Source organism: Shinella zoogloeoides, assembly GCF_033705735.1.
GTDB lineage: Bacteria > Pseudomonadota > Alphaproteobacteria > Rhizobiales > Rhizobiaceae > Shinella > Shinella zoogloeoides_A.
Map to the genome: position 1 here is coordinate 1020647 of NZ_CP131130.1, position 15885 is coordinate 1036531.

29 protein-coding genes are annotated in these 15885 nt (G+C 60.2%); 1 reads left to right on the forward strand and 28 read right to left on the reverse strand.

Annotation, left to right across the window (positions count from 1 at the left end; translation table 11 throughout):
* Window positions 1-376: 376 nt before the first annotated feature.
* Window positions 377-595, reverse strand: coding sequence for a hypothetical protein (locus ShzoTeo12_RS05070; RefSeq protein ID WP_318911457.1), 219 nt, complete (start codon window positions 593-595; stop codon window positions 377-379).
* A 321-nt stretch (window positions 596-916) separates the two neighbouring features.
* Here ShzoTeo12_RS05070 and ShzoTeo12_RS05075 point away from each other — a divergent pair, with 321 nt between their 5' ends.
* Window positions 917-1171: a hypothetical protein gene (locus tag ShzoTeo12_RS05075; RefSeq protein WP_318911458.1), complete on the forward strand. Its 255-nt coding sequence runs from the start codon at window positions 917-919 to the stop codon at window positions 1169-1171.
* Window positions 1172-1182: 11 nt separating this feature from the next.
* On the opposite strand, the gene ShzoTeo12_RS05080 is transcribed toward ShzoTeo12_RS05075, so the two are convergent.
* From ShzoTeo12_RS05080 to ShzoTeo12_RS05210, 27 genes are all read right to left on the reverse strand, one after another.
* Entirely contained in the window at window positions 1183-1497 is a 315-nt protein-coding gene (locus tag ShzoTeo12_RS05080; protein WP_318911459.1) for a hypothetical protein, read from the reverse strand.
* Window positions 1490-1759, reverse strand: a complete 270-nt coding sequence (locus ShzoTeo12_RS05085) for a hypothetical protein (RefSeq protein ID WP_318911460.1) — start codon at window positions 1757-1759, stop codon at window positions 1490-1492. Before ShzoTeo12_RS05085 ends, ShzoTeo12_RS05080 begins: the two co-directional genes overlap by 8 nt.
* A complete protein-coding gene (locus ShzoTeo12_RS05090; protein WP_318911461.1) occupies window positions 1752-2279 on the reverse strand; it encodes a DUF1643 domain-containing protein in 528 nt (175 codons plus the stop codon). The genes ShzoTeo12_RS05085 and ShzoTeo12_RS05090 overlap by 8 nt, the downstream gene beginning before the upstream one ends.
* Complete coding sequence (locus ShzoTeo12_RS05095) at window positions 2276-3007, reverse strand: hypothetical protein (RefSeq protein WP_318911462.1); 732 nt, start codon at window positions 3005-3007, stop codon at window positions 2276-2278. The genes ShzoTeo12_RS05090 and ShzoTeo12_RS05095 overlap by 4 nt, the downstream gene beginning before the upstream one ends.
* Entirely contained in the window at window positions 2994-3383 is a 390-nt protein-coding gene (locus tag ShzoTeo12_RS05100) for a hypothetical protein (protein ID WP_318911463.1), read from the reverse strand. The genes ShzoTeo12_RS05095 and ShzoTeo12_RS05100 overlap by 14 nt, the downstream gene beginning before the upstream one ends.
* Window positions 3380-3820 (reverse strand): hypothetical protein, encoded by a 441-nt coding sequence (locus tag ShzoTeo12_RS05105; RefSeq protein WP_318911464.1) that lies wholly within the window; start codon window positions 3818-3820, stop codon window positions 3380-3382. The genes ShzoTeo12_RS05100 and ShzoTeo12_RS05105 overlap by 4 nt, the downstream gene beginning before the upstream one ends.
* A 2-nt stretch (window positions 3821-3822) precedes the next feature.
* Window positions 3823-4401 carry a J domain-containing protein gene (locus ShzoTeo12_RS05110; protein WP_318911465.1) on the reverse strand — a complete coding sequence of 193 codons (579 nt, stop codon included), beginning with the start codon at window positions 4399-4401 and terminating at the stop codon, window positions 3823-3825.
* Window positions 4398-5270, reverse strand: coding sequence for a DUF5131 family protein (locus ShzoTeo12_RS05115; RefSeq protein ID WP_318911466.1), 873 nt, complete (start codon window positions 5268-5270; stop codon window positions 4398-4400). The genes ShzoTeo12_RS05110 and ShzoTeo12_RS05115 overlap by 4 nt, the downstream gene beginning before the upstream one ends.
* Window positions 5271-5566: 296 nt before the next feature.
* Window positions 5567-5773: a hypothetical protein gene (locus ShzoTeo12_RS05120; protein WP_318911467.1), complete on the reverse strand. Its 207-nt coding sequence runs from the start codon at window positions 5771-5773 to the stop codon at window positions 5567-5569.
* The gene (locus tag ShzoTeo12_RS05125; RefSeq protein WP_318911468.1) at window positions 5770-6189 is read right to left on the reverse strand and encodes a hypothetical protein; all 420 of its coding nucleotides are present in this window, start codon (window positions 6187-6189) and stop codon (window positions 5770-5772) included. The genes ShzoTeo12_RS05120 and ShzoTeo12_RS05125 overlap by 4 nt, the downstream gene beginning before the upstream one ends.
* Window positions 6186-7292 (reverse strand): ATP-dependent DNA helicase, encoded by a 1107-nt coding sequence (locus ShzoTeo12_RS05130; protein WP_318911469.1) that lies wholly within the window; start codon window positions 7290-7292, stop codon window positions 6186-6188. Before ShzoTeo12_RS05130 ends, ShzoTeo12_RS05125 begins: the two co-directional genes overlap by 4 nt.
* Entirely contained in the window at window positions 7289-7474 is a 186-nt protein-coding gene (locus ShzoTeo12_RS05135; protein ID WP_318911470.1) for a hypothetical protein, read from the reverse strand. Before ShzoTeo12_RS05135 ends, ShzoTeo12_RS05130 begins: the two co-directional genes overlap by 4 nt.
* Window positions 7471-7932: an RNA methyltransferase gene (locus ShzoTeo12_RS05140; protein WP_318911471.1), complete on the reverse strand. Its 462-nt coding sequence runs from the start codon at window positions 7930-7932 to the stop codon at window positions 7471-7473. Before ShzoTeo12_RS05140 ends, ShzoTeo12_RS05135 begins: the two co-directional genes overlap by 4 nt.
* Complete coding sequence (locus tag ShzoTeo12_RS05145; protein ID WP_318911472.1) at window positions 7929-8603, reverse strand: hypothetical protein; 675 nt, start codon at window positions 8601-8603, stop codon at window positions 7929-7931. Before ShzoTeo12_RS05145 ends, ShzoTeo12_RS05140 begins: the two co-directional genes overlap by 4 nt.
* Entirely contained in the window at window positions 8600-8755 is a 156-nt protein-coding gene (locus tag ShzoTeo12_RS05150) for a hypothetical protein (protein ID WP_318911473.1), read from the reverse strand. The genes ShzoTeo12_RS05145 and ShzoTeo12_RS05150 overlap by 4 nt, the downstream gene beginning before the upstream one ends.
* A gap of 44 nt (window positions 8756-8799) precedes the next feature.
* A complete protein-coding gene (locus tag ShzoTeo12_RS05155) occupies window positions 8800-9048 on the reverse strand; it encodes a hypothetical protein (protein WP_318911474.1) in 249 nt (82 codons plus the stop codon).
* Window positions 9045-9479: a hypothetical protein gene (locus ShzoTeo12_RS05160; protein WP_318911475.1), complete on the reverse strand. Its 435-nt coding sequence runs from the start codon at window positions 9477-9479 to the stop codon at window positions 9045-9047. Before ShzoTeo12_RS05160 ends, ShzoTeo12_RS05155 begins: the two co-directional genes overlap by 4 nt.
* A complete protein-coding gene (locus tag ShzoTeo12_RS05165) occupies window positions 9476-10072 on the reverse strand; it encodes a hypothetical protein (protein WP_318911476.1) in 597 nt (198 codons plus the stop codon). The genes ShzoTeo12_RS05160 and ShzoTeo12_RS05165 overlap by 4 nt, the downstream gene beginning before the upstream one ends.
* The gene (locus ShzoTeo12_RS05170; RefSeq protein WP_318911477.1) at window positions 10072-10722 is read right to left on the reverse strand and encodes a hypothetical protein; all 651 of its coding nucleotides are present in this window, start codon (window positions 10720-10722) and stop codon (window positions 10072-10074) included. The genes ShzoTeo12_RS05165 and ShzoTeo12_RS05170 overlap by 1 nt, the downstream gene beginning before the upstream one ends.
* Window positions 10715-11086: a hypothetical protein gene (locus ShzoTeo12_RS05175; protein ID WP_318911478.1), complete on the reverse strand. Its 372-nt coding sequence runs from the start codon at window positions 11084-11086 to the stop codon at window positions 10715-10717. Before ShzoTeo12_RS05175 ends, ShzoTeo12_RS05170 begins: the two co-directional genes overlap by 8 nt.
* A complete protein-coding gene (locus tag ShzoTeo12_RS05180; RefSeq protein ID WP_318911479.1) occupies window positions 11083-11976 on the reverse strand; it encodes an FAD-dependent thymidylate synthase in 894 nt (297 codons plus the stop codon). Before ShzoTeo12_RS05180 ends, ShzoTeo12_RS05175 begins: the two co-directional genes overlap by 4 nt.
* Window positions 11973-12821 (reverse strand): hypothetical protein, encoded by an 849-nt coding sequence (locus ShzoTeo12_RS05185; protein ID WP_318911480.1) that lies wholly within the window; start codon window positions 12819-12821, stop codon window positions 11973-11975. The genes ShzoTeo12_RS05180 and ShzoTeo12_RS05185 overlap by 4 nt, the downstream gene beginning before the upstream one ends.
* A 3-nt stretch (window positions 12822-12824) precedes the next feature.
* On the reverse strand, window positions 12825-13940 hold the full coding sequence (gene dnaN / locus ShzoTeo12_RS05190; protein ID WP_318911482.1) for a DNA polymerase III subunit beta: 1116 nt from the start codon (window positions 13938-13940) through the stop codon (window positions 12825-12827).
* Window positions 13940-14137, reverse strand: coding sequence for a hypothetical protein (locus ShzoTeo12_RS05195; protein WP_318911483.1), 198 nt, complete (start codon window positions 14135-14137; stop codon window positions 13940-13942). The genes dnaN and ShzoTeo12_RS05195 overlap by 1 nt, the downstream gene beginning before the upstream one ends.
* A complete protein-coding gene (locus ShzoTeo12_RS05200; RefSeq protein ID WP_318911485.1) occupies window positions 14137-14382 on the reverse strand; it encodes a hypothetical protein in 246 nt (81 codons plus the stop codon). Before ShzoTeo12_RS05200 ends, ShzoTeo12_RS05195 begins: the two co-directional genes overlap by 1 nt.
* Window positions 14379-15335 carry a DNA polymerase III subunit epsilon gene (locus ShzoTeo12_RS05205; RefSeq protein ID WP_318911486.1) on the reverse strand — a complete coding sequence of 319 codons (957 nt, stop codon included), beginning with the start codon at window positions 15333-15335 and terminating at the stop codon, window positions 14379-14381. The genes ShzoTeo12_RS05200 and ShzoTeo12_RS05205 overlap by 4 nt, the downstream gene beginning before the upstream one ends.
* Window positions 15332-15877 (reverse strand): peptidylprolyl isomerase, encoded by a 546-nt coding sequence (locus tag ShzoTeo12_RS05210; protein ID WP_318911488.1) that lies wholly within the window; start codon window positions 15875-15877, stop codon window positions 15332-15334. The genes ShzoTeo12_RS05205 and ShzoTeo12_RS05210 overlap by 4 nt, the downstream gene beginning before the upstream one ends.
* Between the last annotated feature and the right edge of the window lie 8 nt (window positions 15878-15885).

Genomic DNA, 15885 nt, shown 5'->3' on the forward strand with positions numbered 1-15885 from the left:
GTCGGGATGACGCTCGCAGCCGCCAATTTTCTCACGTCGTGCGGAACATTGATGTATGACCCGGTGCGCGAGCGCCAGCAGCGTGAAGATCGCGAGGCTTTGGAACTCGCGAAGGTTCCTTGCGAGGATAGGGAAAGGTTTGGCCTGAAACGCTGCGGGGGTGACAATCGAGCTACCTCCTCCGATGAAGATTTCACAGCTGCCCGGATAGGACGTTTTGGTGGACCGCCCACCAACTGCGGAATGCCTCGTTGCTCCGACATCAGCGGCACAGATGGATCCAGAAGCGTGTCTCGCCCCGATGCGGATAATCGGGTCAGTTCGGCGCTGTGAGGCGAAAACTTGGTTATCGTTTAGGCGCCGGTCACCGGTGGTTCTAGCCATCGCCGCCTCCAGAAGATGACGCGGTGATGCGGCCGGTGTCATTCACCAACATGGCTTTAATCTCATCGGCCACCATGCTCGCCTCAGAGATGCCGAGGTGCAATGCACTGGAGGTGTCGGCGTCATCAAGCGACCGCGCTGCTAGGGCCAGCAGGTTCAGATGGTCGCGAAGGCGGTTGATTTTATCGATCAGATCGGGGCGGTTAGCCATCGTTGTCTCCAATTGAAGCAGTGTGGGGCAGTTTCCGCAGATAGTCGAAAGGCCGCCCGGGAAATATGTCCCGAGGCCGCGGGTGCCGCCACAAGCCGGGCCAATCTTCTGGCCTACGGCCGGCCCCGGAATGCTTGGGCTTCGCGGTCTGTTTGGCGCGGATCGCCTCAAGCACCTGGTGCAGTGGATGGGCACTGGCACGGCCACCGCTGAGGGTCAGGTGCACGTTGCCCTCGGGAAGAATGAAAGGTAATCCCGTCCTGTTGCGTCGCCTATGCGGGCGATAGCGCTTGATGCCAGAGGGCTTAGGAGGACGTTAGCGTGACCCTTTCCAGCATGCGGGAATTCTACGAAGAAAACCGTCAGAATAGGGCGATCTTCACTTGGGTTCATTCCCAGGGGACGTTTGACTACGACGATAACCTTGAGATCGTTATGGCCATGATAGTCGATGAAAACCCGCATGGGCGGATGCACCGTAAGTCTGTTTTCACCTCCAACGGCGAGCAGACCATCTCCCCCGAGGAGTTCATCGCACTTCAAGCGATCCAGAGGCAGATTGAGGCTGATCGATAGGGCCGAAACTCTCATTCGCTACTTCCAGATGGTTTGCTGGGGGGGCGGAAGAAGTGAAGCACCAGCTGTCCGTTGTGGAAAATTTCGGTCCCGAGGTAGCCATCCAAGAGAGCCACCGGGACGTGTTGCCCGGTACCAAAAACATGGATCAGCATGGCCTCGTCTGGCTGCTGCGGATCGCAAGCGTACCATACGTACGGGGTCTGATCGGTCGGGAACTGTCGGCTGATCTTGAGGACGCGAGCGCCGTATGGGGCGAAGATGACTAAATCTTCCGACGAGGTGAAAATCGGCAGCTTCTGTTTATGAATGACGAACTCAGCCATGGTCGCCTCCGGAAGCGATGCTGGCCGCAATCAACTTGCGGGCCATCGCCGGGTGGCAATAGATGACGCCTCGGACCTGATCGACGAGGTACTTGCCATCCGGTTCGTAAAGAGCGGTGATGTTCTGCCGGTGTTTCCGGCGGCGGCGGCGCGCACGGCCGGGCGAGCGGACCTTTGACCAGTCCTCACCGACGTAGACGACCATGCTGTCTACCTCATGGATGCGAAGGCCGTTGATCGTGCCAAGGATGGGGTTAAACATGGTCCCCTCCCTTTGCTTTTGTGGTGAAGGAGAAGGGGATCAATGGTGCATCGCCTCGAACATAGAGGGGGTGCCGTGGTGCGCCCTGCTGGGTCTTGCCGAGGCAGACCAAACGGGAACCGAGATAGTGCCGCATCAACGCAACAGCATCGCCGCCCTGGCTGTCACCATCTGCGCCCCAAGCCGCCACGATGGGGCCGGTCATCATGCGCAAATGTCGCTGAAACTCATTGTCGCTGTCGGGGCCGAACCGTTCAAGATAGCGCGTGGCCCATAGTTGCGCCGGATCGGTGGCGCGAAGCGGGAACAGGTTGACCACCACGATCCCGCCGCAGCCTTCGCGGCGGGCGAAACCTATGCAACGGCGGATGGTCGGATCGTCAAGATCAGCGTCCGCCGTTGACGGGTTGAGCATAACGAAGCCCATCATAAGACCGTCAGACCATTGGCGGGTCAGGCCATAGCGATAGCGCCCGCACGGTGAGACGGAGGCGCTGGACGATTGGAATAGATCGTTCATTCGGCGCACCCCTTTTGAATAGTGGCGGAACCGCTGCGCGTGGCGGCGAGGGCAGCTAGGAACGCAATGGCGTTGTCGATGGCGTGGGTTTGCTGCAATCGATCCGCGAGGCCGGAAGCGGCATGGCGAAGATCGGTGATGATCCGCTCCACCTCTGCGCTATCCTTTCCTTCTCGGGAGAGGGGTGGGGAGGAAAACTGACGAACTATGATTTCCTGCGCCTGGTCCGGGGAATATGATACGTCATCAGGGACGCCGATCTTCTCGACCAGAAGCCACGCCAGCACCTCTTCGGCGGCAGTCATAGGCGTGTCGCCGCCGTCTGCCATCGGCTTCGTACCGTCGTATAGGCGCTGATCCGGCTCGACCGCCGGCACATCGACAAGGGCGGAGCGGATGCGTTGCTCGTAGTCGGCTTGGGCGGCGGCCTTGGCATTCTCTTCGTCGGCTTCCGCAACATCGAAAATAACGTCGCTCTGCCCAAGCGTAACCACCCACCCGGGCGAATACGCCTTGATGCAAGCCTCGTACTTGAGGCCTAGACCCCGGCCAACGTGGATGGTGAACCCGCTTTTCTGCTCCGTTGTCCACTCCAGCGGTCGCGCCTTCATCTCTACTGCCTGTTGCTCTGATAGGGCGGCGGTGAGGGCGCGGCGAAGTTGATCGTCGGGCTTAAAGGTTTTGAGTTCGCGGCGAAGTGCCTTCAACATCTTGTCAGTTACCTGCATTTTCACCTCCGAGGAGTGCGCGGGCGCGACAGGACAGGACAGCTTCATTGATGAGCGCACATTGAGTTGCCCAGTCGAGTGACGCCGTATCGCCGGCTCCCCCAAGCATTTTGAATCGCTCTTGGAATTCGAGGATCTCGTCCAACCGGTCTTCGGAAAGCGGCTTGATCTCGTGATCGCCGGCCAGTGTCTTCCGCAGCTCCGCATTCTCTCGCTGCAACGCCTCTGCCTGACGGGCGATAATCTCGGCGACAGCTTTTGCCGCCTCGTCAAAGCCGACGACGTATGCAGAAGCGACTGCGGGAGAAAGCCCGGTCGCATCGACCTTGATGTGATCGCGCATTGCCTTCTCAATGGCGGATACGGGGGTGGTCATGCTGGACCTGCCTTCCAATGGCGGCGCATCTCAGCGGCCATCAACTTTGCCTGATTGATGATGCGGATGGCGGCCTCTGTGTCGCCCGAGACGGCCCAAAGACGCGTCGCGAGAGTCGTGGCATCGATGCCCCGGCTTTCCCACCACTCACGCTCCTTGCCCGTCCGGTGCTGCGCCTCCGGGCCCGTGCGGTGTTCCTCGGCAGTCAGCGGCAACACCCAGTCATCGCCGGCCTTCCTCCCCCGAGCGCGCTCTGGCTTACCGAAACGGCGATCCGCGAAGCTGATGTGGGCGGCTTCGCAGCCGAGGCGGCCGCTGACTACGCTCGGAAGGGTCCGGATCCAGGCGAGGTGCCGCGAATCACGGACGTCCTTCGACTCCTTTGCCCGGCGGGAGGTGTCGAATGCTGTAATGTCACGATTGATGCGCATCGCCATGCTCACAACTCCTTCAGCGCTTCATCGCGGGCGATGTTCAGCTCCGCCATCGCTGTCTCCGAGCCGCCCCGATCAGGGTGGGCGCCTTTCGCCAACTCGCGAAACGCCTGCTCGACCATCTCGCGGTCGATGTTGTGCCCGGGCACGTTGGTGAGCCGTAGAACTTCCTGCCAGGACTTCCTTGCCGGCGCCGGCAAGGCTGCGAATCCGGTGAACGTCGCGCGGACGATGTTGAGGCCGCCGTGACGAAGCTCGGTCCGGCGGGCGTCGATGATCATGTAGATGGCCTGCAGGTTGTCCTCGACCTTGGGATAGCGGTCGACTGCGATGCAGACCGAAAGGCCGTCCCATGTGAACCAGACGGCGACGCCTGGATCGGAAGGCTTGTCCACGCCGAGGGAGACATTCGACGAGATCACGATGTCTTTCACCGCTTTGCCGCTGTCGTTGGCAAACAGAGTCAGCGCGCCGCGCACGTTCTTTATCGCCGCGTTCAGCCCGGTCTTGAAGCGAGACGAAACGCGGCCCTTTGTTCGTGGCATGTTTTGAGGCCAGGTGAGGGGGTATGCTGTTGCGGTCATTGAAGAGCCCTCGGAAATTCTTGGACGCGAAGGTCAATTGGGAAGCTCTCGACGTCGGTAATAGGTTGGGTACCGGTGCCGGGAAGCTGCTTCAGGAAGAAGGCGGTGTTCGCGAACCTGCAATCTGAAAGGAGGCTGCGCGCCCAGTCATGATGGAATGGTCGACGGTCGCGACCGCTCTCCGATCCGGCGATTACCCAGTCGATGCCGAACAATGCTGGCGGGACCGTCGGCAATCCCATGCAGCCACAATCATGGCCGCTGCAGCATCGGGGCAGGGGATCTGGATATAGCGACGGTGGGTAACGACCGTCGATCGGCTCAATCTGTGGCTCGACGCTCAGGCCTACCCACGGAATGCGAAATTCGGCCTTCAGGCGCCGCAGGCGCTCGGCTTCTCGATCGAACTCAGCCTGGGTGACGACCGTGAACATCAAGCCGATGTGACGTGGCCACTGGCCCGTGCGCCAGTGCAGAGGCACCATCTTTGGGACATTGGGCCCGCGCTTGGTCAGTAGCTGGATGTTGACGCCGCTCGCGCGCTCGGCCTCCTCCAGCGCCTCCATCCGCCATGCATCGTCCACCTCGTTATCGAAGGTATCGGACATCGACTGCATGAACACGCGTTGCCGGCGACCGTGCTTCAGCGCGAAGGCAGCGGAATTCCGGTGGAGGCGGCGGAGGAGGCTGCCGGCGCCTTTGATCCGGCGCCGCGGCGCGCCGGCGCCCCACACCTGTGTTCCGCCGAATCGTGGGTTATTGTTGAGCGTCTCCGCATAGCAGTGATCGCATCCAGGGCCGACCTTAGTGCAGCCCCACCAGAAATTGACGGTGGCATCTGTCCACCCGATCTTTGACACTTCGGCCATATCAATTGATCCCCACTGCGGCCTCAATGGCTTGGCGCTTGCAGGCTTCCCACGATTTTTGCAGGAGCCTGACTATCCGGACGGCCTCAATCCTTTCCGGAGACCCAGCCGCGTACTGCCACGGACGATTGTTCCCGAATTTGCGGCGGTATCGACGCAGAAGGCGCGCATCGCGCCGGCGGAGCGTCTTGGACACGATCCGCCAATGCTTGCCGCAGATGAACTCAGGGTCTTCGCCCATGTTCTCCCAAGGCTTCCGAGTGCGCCGGCAAAAGGGAACACAGCAACCGATCCGCTCAGGCATAGGCTTTCACCGGCGATAGGCGATAGTCCTCGTGCTTATCGCGCGGGATCTTCCTGACATGACCGGAGGCGTACCGCGCCCAGATGAAATCGGCATTGATCTGATCGACTTCGGCCGGGTGCCAGATTGAGTTGTCGTGGGTGCGAAAGCGAACCTCGAGATGGTCGCCTTTCTTCAAGTTCCGAAGCTTGAGCTTCATCGTTTTCCTTGAGGATTCATCATCGCGTCAAAGAGCGACGACATCTGCGGCACCATCTTCCTCACGATCATGTCCACCATGACCGCTTCGATCGGTGCGAACAGCCAGGCCGATTGGCCGGGCAGCTTCTTGTATGTTCCGAGGGAGCATTGCTCCCATTCGCGCACTTCGGTCCCGTTCCAGTTGCCGCTGCGGACCTTGAACATCCAAGCCCGCGCCCTGAAGATCAGGGTTCCTGTGATCGTCAGGTTGTTACCCTCCCGATCATGAGACTTGTGCCTCATCCGACGGAACCGATAGGGCCATTCTCGATCATCCACGAGGCAGCAGATGTCTTCCAGGATGGCAGTCGAAATTTCTTCTCCGTACTGGCGACAAAACTGGAGGAACTCCTCGCAGTTGACGTCTTCTCTCATGCTACGATTGTCAGGCGCTCCGCGGCGCGCGTGATGCCTGTGTAGAGGTGTCGCCCGCGTTCGGGAAAGGCATGGCTTTCGTCGAACAGGCATACGTTACCCCATTGCGAGCCCTGAGCCTTGTGTACCGTGAGCGCGTAGCCGAAATCGAACTGCTGCGTCCCGCGCAACTCCTTCCAGCCGACCTCGTCGCCCTTGCCGAGGAACAGTTCCTGGCGACAGCGGACTGTCTTGGCTTCTGTGCCCTGGAAATCCAAGGACTTGACGATCATCTTCAGGCAATGGTCGTTCACGGCGCCACGCCGGCGCGGCTTGAGCTCAAGCACCTCCCAGAGGCCACCATTGAGGATGCCTAGAGCGTGGTCATTCTTCAGCGCCACCAAGCGATCGCCGACTTCCGGTAGCTGGGCCTTGAACCCGGCAATCTGCCGAAGGCGGGCGTTGTATCGCTGGCGGGTGCGATTGACGCCAACCAGCACCTGATCGGCGCCGGTGACGAGTTCGGGATCAACCTCTTTCGGCGAGATAATGCGCACAGCCCCATAATCGCCCCGCTCGAGTCTCCGTCCTTCGCGCACATCCGTCGCGAGACGGACAATCGGGTTGTCGGCCGCCTGCCGGTGAATCTCCTCGAGCATGACGTCCGGATCATGGTTCGTGAAGAAGCCGCCCCCATTGACCGGCGGCAACTGGCCCGGATCACCGAGGACCAGGATGGGGATGCCGTAGGAGAGAAGATCCTTGCCGAGTTCCTCGTACACCATCGAACACTCGTCGATGACGAAGAGCTTAATCTTCTCCAACTCGAACCGCGGCCGAAGGCGGAAGCGGGTAATGCCGGTCTCCTCGTCCTGCTCGAACTTGTAGATCAGGCTATGGATGGTGCTGGCTCCTGTGCATCCGTTCTTCTTCATCACCATCGCCGCTTTGCCCGTGAAGGCTGCGTATTGAACCGATCCTTTCACTGAGGCGGCAAAGTGCCGGGCGAGGGTGGTTTTGCCGGTGCCGGCATATCCGAAGACGCGGAAGATCGGGCGTTCATGACGTTTGAACCATTCGGCCACGGCGTCGATGGCGTCTGCCTGCTGGGGGGAGAACTTCAAATCCAACTCCGTTCGTTCATCGTCTTCCTTGCCGGCCGCGCGAGGATCTTCTCCTGCAAACGGTGGATGCCGTGCCGAAACTCAGAGACATCGTCGCTGTGATGGATCGGCAAGCGCAGGAAGGCGTTCCACGTCGCGACGAGGCCGTCCATGACCTCTTGCTCTTGCGGTGTCAGGTTCACGCTGCCTCCTTGATGGCTCGGGCCATCTGTTTGGCAAGGCGGTCGTAGAGCACCACGTTCACTGCGGCGGCGAGGTTCATGCAGATAGCGGTGGGCACCATCACCCGAAGAGGGCACCAATCCAGAATCGCGGCTCCTAGTGTGCCGTCCTCTGGTCCGAAAACGTAAAAGGCCGACTGGGGATGCTGAAAGTCGGGCAGGGGAACAGCGTTCGGCACAAGGTCGACCGCGACCGGCGTCGCGCCGAACGGAATGAGGCCTCGCAACTCGCCGCGCTGCACGGGCATGTGTTTGTGGGCTTGGCTCGTGTTGGCCGCATGGCGAATTCCATCGCTCCTGATGCGCTCGCCAGATATGGCCACCATACTGGCGCCGTATGCATGCGCAGCGCGAAGCACTCCGCCGATGTTATGGAGATCCTTTGGCCGATGAAGGCCGATTGCTGCGAATCCTCTCATGCTGCGTGCACCTCCGGGAAAAAGCCGCGCCGTTGAAGAGCGAAATACATGTCTTTGAGGAGGAGAAGATCCTCCAGGCTATCGCGGTGCTCGCCCGGACGGCGGCCGAGGATCACCTCGCAAGCCTCCTCGAAACGTGGCCACCGATATTCCGTCGATGTCTCGACTTCGCTCGGGAGCTTGCAGATCTGCTGCGCATAGGGCTTCTGAAGGTCGACGAATGTCGTCAGCGGCCGCGAGAGCCACAAGCGATCGAACGTGCTCGAGGGCTTGTTGAGGGAAATGGCGAAGCGCGCGAACAGGCTGGCCACGACCATGCGATCCATGTCGCCGTAGGTGACGATCTTCATGTGCGATTCGAACGGCCCGACTTTCAGCATATCGGAGAGAATGCCGAGCGCGCGCGACTCTGGGATCCCGAGGCGCCCACAGGCCTTGTGGTCGATCCCGTGCTTCTCCAGCGCACCACCCTTCACCATCCGGCCATCCGGCTTCATGTAGGCGGAGAAATGGTTGATCACCTGGCCGGCATCGTTGCATTGCATCGCGGCCATGTATGGCGCCCACGGCTGCTGAGAACTGTCGATCGACTCGTTGCGAAGGTAGAGGCCGCTCGTGTGGAGATCGAGGAACAGGATGTTGGGTATTGCTACCGGAGCGACGTCACTCACTGGACAGGCTCCTTTGCCCGCAGATCGAACATTTCGTAGCGTCTCCATGCGAGATCGGATCGGAGATTGATGAGAAAGCCTGCCTCTAGTTCGTTCTTTGCCCACGGTAGGGCCTCATCAAGAGGCAGGATGAAACGAGCAACATGATCCATGTTCCTCTCCCCACCCCAGACATCACAGATGACTTTGCTTAGATTCATTTCGGCACCGCGTAACGGACTTCGACCATGTGGGCCGGGATGCGAGCTACGATCTGGTCGCCCTTGATCACAGCGAAGAAGGGAATTGGCGCGCACTGGCCGTTCTCGGAATATGCGCGGATGCGGTCACACTTATGGGGGGACGCGGCGTTCGCAGATACCCAGAACCCGCCAGCATCCTCACCGGGGAACCAGATGGAATCGATCTCGCGGGTGTCTTCGCAAATGCTTGGAATGTCGTTCATGCTGAGATCCTCTCACTGTCCTTCTCCCACTGTTTTCTCCAGTCAAAGAAGCCCAGGGCACCCCTTACCTTGATGAATTCGACCGGCCTCGGGTTGGCGAGAACGAAACCGTAGTCGCCAAAGAACCAAGGATTGTTCATCTCCGTGACGACGTCGACAATCTCGACTGTCCCGATGATGCCTCCTGTCTGCAGGTCCTTGAAATGAGGGAACGCGTGGAGTTGCTCCAACGTGGCGCCGGCATAGCGATACGTCTGGAGCGCGCTCCGCCATTGACTCATGTCTTTCTTTTGCCCGACATGGATTGCGATCTCGCCGCGGAATTTGGTCGACCAGTCGCGGTTCTCGACGGGCTTGCCTAGGTGGATGATGGAGTGGCCCCAAGGCTGAAGGATCGACAAGGCAAGCTTCGGGAGATGAGGATAGATCATGCCGCCACCATGTCGTTCAGGCCGACAGCGGCCTCTTCGTACTGGCTGAGGCGCGCCATGAGCTGATCGGCCGTGAAGCGGTCGTAGAGGCCCGTGGTTTGCGGCGCTGATTTGGTATGCATGAACGTCCTCGTGGGCAGTTCCGCCGGCACCTTGTCTGCCCATTGGTCGAGAAGAATTATCGTCCGGTCGGCATGCATACGGATCGTGTGGAGCTGATCGGTCGTCATGCGGTACGACTGCCCGCGGCGCAGCACAAAACGTTGCTCCTCCAGAAGCCGAGTCTCTCGCTTCCAAAGAAATCCGTCGCCGCCGAGGAGGGGAGTCCGCCATTCAAACTCCTCGTAGACGTCGCCGGCCGGGTCCTCGCTGTAATAGGAGTTGGAGATGGCGCCGGTGATGACGGTGGTGTCGAAGTCGTACCGATGGTCGTGCGGATTGACGATCTCCGGCAGCCTCGTGAGATCTCCCTCGAAGAAATAGACCTTCCTTGTCCACTCCGGGGTTCGGAATAGGCAGAGGTAGTCGAAGCCCTTCACATGGAAGTTGCGGTACGAGTTCTCGAGCATCGCCTCGATAGGGGCATGTTCCATCAGTTTGCGCTCCCGATCGGGTGGTTTCGCTCCGCCGTTCGCTCGACGTAGTCGGCGGGCAGGGGCAAGGCGTGATTGATGGAATTGCCCACAAGGTTGTACTTGTGGCGCGAGAATGAGACCTTGACGAAGGTGCGCATGCCCGGCTGCTTCACATCTGCGACACGATGGATCACGTACTGATCCAGGAGGAGCAAATGCTTATCGGGATAGACGCGGTGGTGCGCGACGTCCTGCTCCGCAGCAGCTTCCATTTCTGCCAGCGAATCGTGGTGGTCCTGGGTGAACGCCGCCCTCTGTTCCGGCACCCAGAAGAGCGTGCCGTTGCAATTCGACCAGATGAAATTCAGGTCGTCGGTCAGGAAGCCGTCTGAGTGCCAGCCGGGCCGGTTCCCGGGGTTGTCGGCGGTCACCCAGAGAGTCTTGGCCGTGAGATAGATATAGTACGGCGCCAAGTCGCCAGCGAGCGAGCGCACCGCCCGATCAACGATCGGTTCGAACTGGGCGAGATTGGCCGGATAGTGCAGTTCCAATTTCCCCATGGGCGCGGTGGGCACCTTGATCGGGCAGTACAGCCAGAACATCATCTCCCTCGGCTCGAGCTCGATGCGGCCGAGGTCGCACGGGGGCTTTCCGTAGAGCTCATGCATGGGTGATCTCCTCGAAGATGTAGAGACCGAGCTCCATTTGCACGAAGACCGCACAGAACCCCACATAGCGAAGCTCGACATCGTCCGGCATTTTCCCGCCGCACTTGAATGACCAGAACGTCCGCGTCTCGTCAGGCACGTCCGTGCGAACAACCGCCCACAGCCAGAACATGCCGCCCTGATCAGCGACACGAATGATTTCGGCGCCGGCGGGGAGCTTCATTGTGAAGCGCTCGAGAACTGGCATCTGGTACTTGAAGATGACGCGGCCTGTGGCGTCGGACATCTTCTTCCCGCGCGTGGCTTCGTCCCATTGGTCAGCCTGGGCGCCAGCGGCCCATGAATCATCGACTCTGGTGCTCATGCCGCGACGCCCAACTGGTGACGGTACTGACGGAAGCCAACAAAGTTGGCGTGCTCGCGCTCATTCTCCCAGCGGATGTAGTAGTCTCCGGGGTAGCCGATCTTGCTACCGGCATCGGCCTGAGCAACTTGCTCGCAGGGTGACGCATGCATCGGCCGGCTGCCGACGAGCTTGTCGTGAAGCTTGACCGCGCGCTCGATTGTCATATCGAAGCCGTCGACCGTTTTATAGGAAGTGCCGGCGCACCGGGCGACGGATAGCTTTTTAGCGTAGTCTAGCCAGCGTTCGGACGGAAGCTCAGCGAGATCGCGCTCGTTCACGAATGGAAGATGCCAGCCTCCGGGCTCAAGCGTCTGAATTGGGTCTTGATCGAGGCATTTCCGGATTTCTCGGGCGAGCATCTGAATGTGCGGCTCGGCATCCTTGTGATCGCGGAGTTCAAGGAAGTTGTCCCACTCGGTCGCCGACACGAGCACGGTGATGTGCATAAAAGGCTCAAGCAGGCGATTGACGACCTGCTTGTGATAGCCGGCCTCTTCATAAGCCCGCGCGATCCGAATGGCGTAATCGCGCGCTTCATACCATGCCTCTTCACGAGTGCGGTAATCTGCGATCGGCGTGAGCACCTTCGCTGAACATTCCTCGAACGCCTGCATGCCTCGCTGGTCGGCGCCCCAATGCAACGGCATGGCGGTATCGGCGAGGATGTCGTCGATGATCTTCTTCACTGGGATTGCCCGGCTGCTCGCGGCGTTCCGGCTGAGTGCCCGATGCGTCATGAACTCGGCATGGATGAACCGCGGATAGCGCAGCAGCAGCGTTGACAGCACGTTGTCCGGCGCCGAGGCGTTACGCGAGCGGAGAACAGTCTTGGCGGAAACGGTGGTCACTGGCGGGGACCTTTCATGGCAATGACTTCATGGACGAAGCGCTCGGAGGCGAGCTTCAATTCGGCCAGGTCGGAATGGTTGTTGATGACGAAGTCGTAGGAGAAGTCTTCCACGCCCATGTCCGCGGCGTTCGAGGTCACGGTCTCGGCATCGTGCCGGTCGACGAAGACTGTGATGAACTCGCAGTCCTTCACGAGCGTCTTCATGAAATTGATCGCGTCGGGCTCCCGAGCGAAGATAAAGCCGATCTGTGCGGCTCGGGCCGACTGGAACATCGCGTGCTCCATTTCCGCGACGGTCCGCCGGGAAATGAACCGGTCGTACTTCTCGAACGCGGTCTTCAGTTCCGCCCAGAGCGCACGCTTCTCAGGCGTTTTGGGCTCTTCGGCTATGCCGGCCGCCTCGGTGATCGCCTTCACGAAATCAACAGTGCTGGAAGAGTAGGCGCCCCAGCCCATGTATGCGAAGAAATTGCCGGCGAACTCGACGAACGTGTCCTTGCCGGCGCGTGGGTAGCCGTTGACGATGACGACGATCTTCCGACGTTCGTGCGTTGCCTTGAAGATTTTCATTTTCTTGCGTTCCTCAAGCGCGTCTCGGCGCGCGTTGGTGGCGTCCAAGGAAGGGCAGCGACGGATCTCGCCCATCCGAAAAGCTCGCTTCCAAAGAGGCCAGGCGCTGGCCCCCTTGGTGTAGAATTCTCTGGCGATGCCTCGGCGATCCAGCCAATAGGAGTGCAGGTTCCCGCGGCGATCCCGCGTGAATTTGACGGTCCCTTGGCCGAGCATTGCTGCCCCGAAAGCCACGATGAAGCAGTTCGCCGGAAACCTTGCCGGCAGTCTCATGCGCTAGACGCGCATCGGCATGAGGACGTAGAGGGTCTCTTCCCCTTCTTCGTCCCGGATCACCGTCGGGCTTCCAGAGTCCGCGAGGCTGATGCGCGCTCGCTTCGATTGAACATTCACGAGGATGTCGTTGATGTATTTGGCGTTGAAGCCGATCTGCAGCGGCGGCTGGTCGTCGGGAAAGTCAATCGCGACGTCATCCTCGGCGCTACCCGAGTCGGGGTTCGTGACCTCCAAATGGAGATTGTTCTCCGCGAACGTCATCTTCACGGCGCGGCCGCGCTCGCTGGAGATGGTCGCCACTCGATCGGTCGCCGCGCGGATCGCGTCGGTGTCAGCGAGCGCAACGATGTTGTTCTGCGTGGGGATGACGCGCCCGTAGTCAGGGAAGGTCCCGTCGATGAGCTTCGAAAGCAGGATGACGTCGCCGCATCGCAGACGGATCTTCGTGTCCGAGACATCGATGTGGGCTTCGTCGTCGCCGAGCACCTTCTCGAACTCGCCGACGGTCTTCCTCGGGACGATCACTGCGGGCATCTCGCCAGAACCTGGCGGCGCGTCGGTCTGGGCGCGAGCGAGGCGGTGACCATCCGTTGCAACCGCTCGGAGCACCTTTTGTCCCTTGTCGTCGACCGTGTGCATGAAGATGCCGTTCAGATAGTAGCGCGTCTCCTCGGTCGAGATCGCGAATTTTGTCCGGGCGATCAGCGTCTTGAGTTGAGCCGACGGCATGGAGAACGAATGCGAGAACTCACCAACGCCCATATAGGGGAAGTCGGAGAAGGGCAGGCACTGCAATTTGAACTTCGACCGGCCGGCGCCGACCGAGATGGTGGAATGGTCAGACGAAAGGTCGAAGCTCACCTCCGAAGAGGACAGCTTGCGGACGATGTCGCTGAGCAACTGTGCCGGCACGGTAGTCTCGCCGACAACCGAGACTTGAGCAGGGACGGTGAGATGGATCTCCAGGTCCAGGTTGGAGGCTCGCATCGTCAGAGATGCGTCGGCGGCGATCAGCGCGACGTTGGAGAGAATGGGGACCGTATTACGGCGCTCGACGACACCGGTTGCGTGCGAGATCGCCCTGGCGATCACAGACTTTTCGATAGTGAATTTCATTAAAACACTCCAAACCAGACGCCGGCGCCGTGGACGATGCCCACTGGGGCGACGATGCAGCCGAATGCGAGGAGAACCCAGGCACTGGCCTTGATGCAGACGATGACGTGGGTGACCCATGCCGCGACGAGGGCTAGCCCGAAGGACAGGCCGGAAATCGATGAGCAGACCACGAAGAAGAGAGAGAGGAGGCGCATCAGAACTTCATCCCCTCGAGCTTGGCGATCGACTTCCGGAGCGATTTGATCTTCTTGGGGATCAAGGTCTCGTTGATGTACCGCACGGCCTCTTCGCGCGTTGCGAAGGCGTCGCGCCCGAGTTTGAAGCCACTGAAACCACGCTTCATGTCGTAAAGGTAAGCGGGGTCGCCGGACGAGGGCTCGAGTTCCGCCTCCTCGATTTTCCCGGTGGAGAGAACGTATTTGACGATGAAGTATTTCAAAGCGGCAACTCCTGGGTGTCAGCGCAAGCAGTCGGCTTCGGGTGCTCCCGTTGGTCGGACTTGGTGTGCGAGAAATCGGTAAAGGGCTTCTCCTCGTCCGGTTTTTCGAACCGCTCGGTCTCGGGCATGCCGTTCTTCCGATACTGGCGGTTCAGTTCATCGAGCTCCCAAGCGTTACGCTGGTCGATCTCGCGCTGGGCGAGATGAAAACTGGCCGTGTGCATCGTGTTCTCGTCGAAGTCCTTGGTGAGTATCCAGGAGAGGAAGCCGCTGTCGACCTCCGACCATGGCGTGCCTTTTCCTTTGCCGCCGTAGTCGCGCCACTTGCCAATCTTACAGCGGGGCAGGAGAGCCGGCTCGTTTGTCCACTTGATCAGTGTTTCGAACGAATGGCCGGCGTTGAGCGCTTCCCGAAGAGTGAAGGCTGTGATGTACGAGTCAGGCAGCGCGCGGTGAACGGGACACGCTTGGGCCGGGTCCAGGCCATCCGGGTCAAGGTAGTACCTGATCGCATTGTTGGAATGCGACGCGGCCTCCGGCCAAAGACGGAGCGCAACCTTGTAGGTGCAAATCCACGGCAGATCGCCGGCGGCCCGGCCAATAAGCGTTTTCTCCGCCTCGATGTTGTGGGCCGCAAGGGCAACGATCTTCTTGAACGGGCTGTTGACGAAGGTGACAAACGGCGCCACCTTTTCCCAGGACGGGGCGCTCGCAACGTCACCGTTGGTGATGTTGTGAATTCCCGAGGTTTCCGGAGGAATTGGTCCGTAGGGCTTGACCAGTGTGGTCGTGCTGTCATCCGGCATCTGGCCGACACGCCAGTCGAATGGATTACCGAGCATGTCATGTTGATCGGTCCACACATCAGTGTGGCCGTATTCCACGATCCCCGGCTCGGCGCCGAGGGGATCCGGTCCCGTTTCGAGGTCGATAACACGGATGACGCTTCTCATGCTGCGACCTCGACGTCGGCGAGCACGCGCATCGAAACGATGCTGTCGGGATCGCGCACGGGCTCACCACGCTTGATAGCGTCGATCACCTCCATGCCCTCCACCACATGGCCCCAGACGGAATACTGCTTGTTCAGCCAGGGCGCGTCCGTGAAGCAGATGAAGAACTGCGAGTTGGCGGAGTTCGGCATCTGGCTGCGCGCCATGGAGCAGGTGCCGCGCACATGGCTCATGTTGGAGAATTCGGCCTTGAGGTCCGGCTTATCCGAACCGCCCATGCCTGCGCGACCGGGATTGTAATCCGCGCTGCCCTGCTTGCCGAACTTCACGTCGCCCGTCTGGGCCATGAAGTCCTCGATCACGCGGTGGAAGACGACGCCGTCATAGGCGCCTTCGCGCGCCAGTTCCTTGATGCGGGCGACATGGCTCGGCGCGATCTCAGGCAGCAGCTTAATGAGAACCTTGCCCTTCGTGGTCTCCATCACGATGGCATTCTCGGAATTATCGATGGTTTTGATCACCTGGAAGAAACCTTTCGTCATGGCGTTTG